This is a genomic window from Candidatus Contendobacter odensis Run_B_J11, from assembly GCF_000531125.1.
GTDB classification, from domain to species: Bacteria; Pseudomonadota; Gammaproteobacteria; order Competibacterales; family Competibacteraceae; genus Contendibacter; species Contendibacter odensensis.
Window position 1 is genome coordinate 1 of record NZ_CBTK010000227.1, and the last position, 1,341, is coordinate 1,341.

Consider the following 1,341-nt stretch of genomic DNA (forward strand, 5'->3'; position numbering starts at 1 on the left):
GCGGGCGGTTTACGAGGACGCTTGAGGATGGCGAATTCCTTGGCATGGGCGGCCAAGTAGGCAACGACATCGGTGGCTTCACCCCGGTGGTACGCTTGAGTAAAGAAATAGAGGCTGCGATAGACCATCTCCAAGGATACGTGGGCCATCGGCCGCTCCAAGGCTTCGGCCACGGCGTCGGTCAGGTTGACCAACACGGCATAGAGCAGCCAAGTGGCCCACAGTTGCATTTCCACGGCGTTCCGAGCGCCACACCAGAAATAGGCCAGCCCCAACAATCGGTTGACGATCGCATAGGCGTCTTCGATGCGCCAGCGTTGCCGGTAAAGGGCCACGACAACAAGCGCCGGCCGGCGCTGAGGATCAAGTTCGTTGGTCAAGTAGCGATACCACACGCCGTGGTAGAGGGCCGACACCCTGACCGATCCAGACCAGGCCATCGTGAACGGTGCTGTTGCGCTGCAAGGTGGTTTCCACCTGATAAACCAGATTACTTTTGGCGCGGGTAATGAACGTGACCTGGGCTTGGGTCAACTGGGCAAACACGCTGAAATTGGTATAACCGAGATCGACGATCAGCAACATGCCGGCCCGGAGCACGGCCAGAATCTGCGGCCAGCACCGCTGGTCATGGGTCTGAGGATCGGGTTCATACCACAGCTGCCAGGGCAGCCGAGAGGTCAACTCCAACAAGGCGGTCATCCGGCCGGCCAGTGGATGCGTCGCGTCTTGCTGCAGCAACCCGACTTTGCGCAGGAGGGCATCCAGCGTCGATCCATCCGCCGCCAACAGCTGAGTGTAGCGGGTCCGTGCCCATTCGATGGCCGGTGGCAAGGGGCGCTGCCGGGTCTCCCAGCGCGCCCGGAACACCGCCAACAAAACACGCAACAGGCGCAAAAAACAGGTCGGACGGCAAGGTCCGCAAGCGTTGGGCCAGTGCCTGCTGGCTCAGCCGTCGCAGCGGCGGTGCCCACAATAACGCTTCCTGCTGCGCCACCCGCACCAACTCGCTCACCCCGGCACACTGGCGCCAGATGAGACTGAGTACCCGCGCCACCCTGATCGGGAGCGTGAGAATTCGCTCACGCAACCCCAAGTGATGGTAGTGTTCAACCAATCGTAAGGTGGCTGGATGAAGATCTCGGCCAACCGCGCGACGCTCTGCTCATCGGGCGGTACGCTGGGCGGGCGCTTCGGGCGGTCCCGCTGGACCGCCCGGGTATGGCGCACTAAGCCGGGTTTCCTGGCAGGTGCCGTCGGCATGGTGGTCGTCATCACTCACTGAAACAAGTGGTTAGCCTACCATGCTGGCACCCTTTGGGAGCTTGACAAGCCTCGAAA

The 1,341-nt window shown here is 61.8% G+C and carries 1 protein-coding gene and 1 pseudogene; both read right to left on the minus strand.

Translation table 11 applies throughout. From position 1 onward, the window contains the following. Nucleotides 1–335, minus strand: a pseudogene (locus BN874_RS22675) (IS4 family transposase); the annotation flags it as partial. Between the two features lie 28 nt (nt 336–363). After that, nucleotides 364–897 (minus strand): transposase, encoded by a 534-nt coding sequence (locus BN874_RS22680; protein ID WP_051497829.1) that lies wholly within the window; start codon nt 895–897, stop codon nt 364–366. Nucleotides 898–1,341: the final 444 nt, after the last annotated feature.